This window comes from Nocardia sp. NPDC059229 (assembly GCF_042754165.1).
In the GTDB taxonomy this organism is placed as follows: Bacteria; Actinomycetota; Actinomycetes; order Mycobacteriales; family Mycobacteriaceae; genus Nocardia.
On sequence record NZ_JBHZAK010000063.1, the window covers coordinates 1 to 4,245 of the forward strand.

Sequence of the window (4,245 nt, forward strand, 5' to 3'; positions counted from 1 at the left end):
CCCGAGTCACTGCGCCGAAGCAACGGCAGCAATCCCTCCACCGTATGGAACACCCCGATCACATTGGTCTCCAGCGTCCGCCTCACCGACTCCGGGTGCGCATACTGGCTGCGACTGGGCGCATCCCATTCGGCAGCGATGCCCGCATTGTTCACCAGCACATCCAACCGGCCATGGTCGCGCGCAATGATGTCGGCGAGGCGCTGCACCGATTCGAACGAGGCGACATCGAGTTCCTGCCCCTGCGCGTCGACACCCCGCTCACCCAGCCGCCGCGCCGCGTCCGCCGCCGCTTGCTCGGACCGGCCCGTCACGACGACCGTGTACCCCGACAATCCCAATGCCAGCGCCGTTTCGAACCCGATGCCACGAGTCGAGCCCGTCACCACCGCAATGTCCGCCACACCTGTTCCTCTCCGGATGTCTTGTCTCGAAAGACCTTCCCTCCGAGGATGGCGGCAAGGACCTCGTAGCACCGGCGGGAAACCGACCTGACGTTCCGCTCTCCGCATCGTGCCGTGGAGGCGTCGGCCGGGATCGAAGCCTCGCCCGCAAGAGCTAAGCGTGACTTTTCGCATCACTGGTCCTCATGGGCCGTGCGGTTCTAGGCAGGCGACAGGAACACATGATCGCCTTTGGTGATGACGTCGTCGATGGTGTGATCCGGCGGCTTCTATCGGGCTTCGGGGTCGATTGCAAGGACCGAGCGTCCGCCGTCGACCGGTAATGTCGCGCCGTTGACGAAGCCGCCGTCCGTGGATAGTAGGAACTCGACGGCAGCGGCGATTTCATCGCTGGTTGCGACCCGGCCCAGTGGGTGCAGTGTTGCCATCTCCCGTTCGACGGAGGCCGCGGTGTCCGGGGGGAGGGCGGACAAGTATTCCGCGTAGCGTTCGGTGGCGACCGAGCCCGGCGCGACCGCGTTCACTCGAATTCCCCGTCGGCCGTATTCGACGGCCAACGCCCTGTTCAGCCCTTCGATCGCTGCCTTGGCGGTGCTGTAGGGCAGCGCTCCGGGCACTGCTCGTTGTGCCTGGTGGGAACTGATGTTCACGATCGAGCCGGTGGTGGCGGTAGCCAGGAACCGGTGAACAGCGGTGCCGCAGCCGACGACGGTCGGGCGCAGGTTTGCGTTGATGAGCTCCAGAACCTGGCTCGCGCCAACGGAATCCAGCGATGCGTCGGAGAATACAGCGGCGTTGTTCACCCAGCCGGCGAAGGCGCCGATCTCCTGTGCTCGATCAGCGGCTCGCTCGGTGATCTGTTCCGAGCCGGCGTCTCCGGCCACAATGGTGACTTGTCCGTTCGTCCACGAGAGCGACTCGGCATCGCGTTCGACGACCACGATCGCGTGTCCGCGGGCCAGCAGCCGTTGCACGATCGCGCGGCCGATTCCGCGTCCACCACCGGTGACGACATAGGACAGTGTCATGAACTCGATGGTAGGCAACGGGATTCACGACCGGTCTGAACGCGTGGGTGTATACGGGGTCTCGGTAGTAACCGTGCGAAAGCAACGACAATGGCTTGACCGGCAATGATGGTCGGACTGTGGTCGTGGTCAGCTATGGGTTGTCTTGCCGAGTCGGCGGTAGATGGTTGGGCGGGTGACGCCGAACTCGGTGGCGATCTGGTCGACGGTGTAGCGACGTTTGCCTTGCTCATCGAGTTCGTCGTACATCTGCCGCGCCAGATTCACCTGCCGGGGCCCAAGTTTCGGCTTCTGCCCGCCGGCTGCGTCCGCGGGCGCGGGCGGCCAGGCCGTCGCGGGTGCGTTCGGATATCAGGGCGTGCTCGAATTCGGCTATCGCACCGGGGATTTGGAATAACATCCGCCCGACGGCGGTGGAGGTGTCGATGCCCTGATCCAGGACCACCAGGTCCACGCCCCGTTCCTGCAAGGTCTTCGACAGTTCGATCAGGTGCACGAGGGAGCGGCCGAGCCGGTCGAGTTGGTCACCACCAGTTGGTCTTTGGGCCGGTTCGCGACCAGCAGCTCCTTGCGCAACTCGGGGCGGGAGGCGAGCTTGCCGGAGGCCTTGTCGATGAAGATCTGTTCGCACCCGGCGGCGGTGAGCGCGTCGTGCTGGGCTTCGGGATGCTGGTCGCGGGTGGAGACCCGCCCGCGCGGCGGGGTATCGGTATTCGAGGTCCTCGCCGTCGAGGGCGAGCGCGCGACGGTGGAGTCCGTCCACAAGAACGCCCGGCGGCTATCCGTTCCTCGCCCGCGCCGTGGAATTGGTTCTCGCCCGAGAAGATTGACACCGCGTACCGCACGATCGGGAAGCTGTGCACGAGTGATCCCTCCACGCGTTCACGGGTAGCGGCGCCCGCGCCGCGACCGCTTGATTGCAGGTATTGACAACCCGCCTCAGGCAGCGCATCATTTAACCACTTGGTTAATTAACCGAATGGTGTAATAAACGTCATGTCCGAGGATCAACTCGACTCTGTCTTCGCCGCTCTGTCCGATGCGACCCGGCGGGCGATACTCGCCCGGCTCGCGGAAGGGGAGGCGACAGTCGGCGAGCTGGCCGAACCGTTCGCGATGAGCTTGCCCGCTGTCTCCAAACACCTGAAGGTGCTCGAGCGCGCCGGGCTGATCACCCGAAGCCGCGACGCGCAGTGGCGTCCTTGTCGACTCGAGCCCGCCCCGCTAGCAGCGGCGACCGACTGGCTGGAGCGCTACCGAAACTTCTGGGGTGATCGCCTCGATCGCCTCGATGAACATCTGCAACGCATTCAACATAAGGAGCTACCGTGACCGAACACCTGGACCTGCCACAGGGGGACCTGCGGCTGCTGGATACCACTATCGCGCGCGAACTGCTGGTGGCGAATCTGCCTGCCCGGCTGGCCTTCACCACCGCCGACGGCACCCCACGCGTTGTCCCGATCAACTTCTGGTGGAACGGCGAGGAGGTGGTGATGACCGGATTCGCGCCCTCGCACAAGAATCGTGCGTTGCGCGCTCGGCCCGATGTCGCCCTCACCATCGATACCAACGACGCACCGCCGCAGGTGCTGCTGCTGCGTGGCCGCGCTGAGATCACCGAATCCGACGGCCTTCTACCTGAATACGCGGCGGCCATGCGCAAGGGCGGCGACCCCGCGGTGGAGGAGTATCTGCAGTTTGTGGCCGGGATGGCGCCGCGTATGGAGCGCATCGCCGTGCGACCCACCTGGGCTGCGGTGATGGACTTCCGTACCCGCTTCCCCAGCGGCGCACCCGACTGGATGACCGGTAAGCAGCAGCCCGCCTGAACCCCTCGCGAGAATCCGAGAGAACCAACGCCTCATGAGCAACCGCGAATTCACCCTTGTCCGTGTCTTCGACGCGCCCCGGGACCTGGTCTTCCGGGCCTGGATCGAACCCGACCGGATCGCCGAATGGGCCGGCCCCCACGGCTTCACCACCCGCCGCGACAGCATCGTCGCCGAACCAGTCCCCGGCGGCCGCTACGAATCGATCATGGTCTCCGACACCGACGGCACCGAATACCGTAACGTCGGAAGATTCCGCGAGATCGTCGAACCCGAACGGTTGGTGTTCACCTGGGGTGACCCCACGGGCGATGGCGGCCCCGAGCGAGATTCCGTCATCACGGTCACCTTCGCCGATGCCGGAGACGGCAAGACCGCTATGAACTTCCACCTGCTGGCTCCCGGCCCGTTGTCCCCGGACGACAGCGCGGCCTACGGCTGGGGCCAAAGCTTGGACCGCCTCGCGCATATCCTTCGACAGCGGCTGTGGTCCGGGGGGACGGAACCCGATATCGCAATCGGCAGAACGAAATCTGGTCGAACCTGGGAACCGCACTCACCGACATCTATCTGGCCAATGTGACTCCACAGCTGCGTAGCCGACTGTTCGTCCTCATGCCTGCCGACCTCGAGCCCGGACAGTGTCACCAGTGGCTACGTGAACGCGCCAGCGTCATCGCGCAGCCGCGCGCAGTGGTCAGGCAGTTCGAGTCTGCGCCATGGCGAACACTCGATCCTGCCTGCTAGACCTCTCTTTCGGACACGATCCAGAGCGGCGGGCAATCCGACCATGCCTCCAAACAGACGCCGTCGAGAAACGATCGTCTGCCGAGCATCTCGGGTGTCGTTTTGGGGTCCCCAGACCGACAGCCGTTCGGAAAAGGGCGGCGGGCTCAAACGGTCAGTGCGTCACCGCTGTTCAGGTGGTCAGCGTAGACCTCGGCGGGACTGCGGTAGCCGTGGATCTTGCGGGGGCGGTGG

General features: G+C 65.1%; 5 protein-coding genes and 2 pseudogenes. 3 read left to right on the forward strand and 4 right to left on the reverse strand.

Going from position 1 to position 4,245, the window contains the following annotated elements; genetic code table 11:
• The 4 genes and pseudogenes from ACFXHE_RS43975 to ACFXHE_RS43990 all read right to left on the reverse strand — a co-directional run.
• A partial coding sequence (locus ACFXHE_RS43975; RefSeq protein WP_379391729.1) for an SDR family NAD(P)-dependent oxidoreductase occupies positions 1-404 on the reverse strand: 404 nt, incomplete at its 3' end.
• Positions 405-673: 269 nt separating this feature from the next.
• Positions 674-1,432, reverse strand: a complete 759-nt coding sequence (locus ACFXHE_RS43980; RefSeq protein WP_379391731.1) for an SDR family NAD(P)-dependent oxidoreductase — start codon at positions 1,430-1,432, stop codon at positions 674-676.
• 129 nt (positions 1,433-1,561) lie between these two features.
• A pseudogene (locus tag ACFXHE_RS43985) lies at positions 1,562-1,717 on the reverse strand (helix-turn-helix domain-containing protein); the annotation flags it as partial.
• A pseudogene (locus ACFXHE_RS43990) lies at positions 1,662-2,197 on the reverse strand (recombinase family protein). The pseudogenes ACFXHE_RS43990 and ACFXHE_RS43985, both read right to left, overlap by 56 nt.
• Before the next feature lie 231 nt (positions 2,198-2,428).
• Between ACFXHE_RS43990 and ACFXHE_RS43995 the strand changes: the two are divergent.
• The 3 genes from ACFXHE_RS43995 to ACFXHE_RS44005 are packed head-to-tail and all read left to right on the forward strand — an operon-like array spanning position 2,429 to position 3,847.
• A complete protein-coding gene (locus ACFXHE_RS43995; protein ID WP_364611996.1) occupies positions 2,429-2,764 on the forward strand; it encodes a metalloregulator ArsR/SmtB family transcription factor in 336 nt (111 codons plus the stop codon).
• Positions 2,761-3,264 carry a pyridoxamine 5'-phosphate oxidase family protein gene (locus ACFXHE_RS44000; RefSeq protein WP_379391734.1) on the forward strand — a complete coding sequence of 168 codons (504 nt, stop codon included), beginning with the start codon at positions 2,761-2,763 and terminating at the stop codon, positions 3,262-3,264. The genes ACFXHE_RS43995 and ACFXHE_RS44000 overlap by 4 nt, the downstream gene beginning before the upstream one ends.
• Before the next feature lie 34 nt (positions 3,265-3,298).
• A complete protein-coding gene (locus ACFXHE_RS44005) occupies positions 3,299-3,847 on the forward strand; it encodes an SRPBCC domain-containing protein (RefSeq protein WP_379391736.1) in 549 nt (182 codons plus the stop codon).
• The last annotated feature ends 398 nt before the right edge of the window (positions 3,848-4,245 follow it).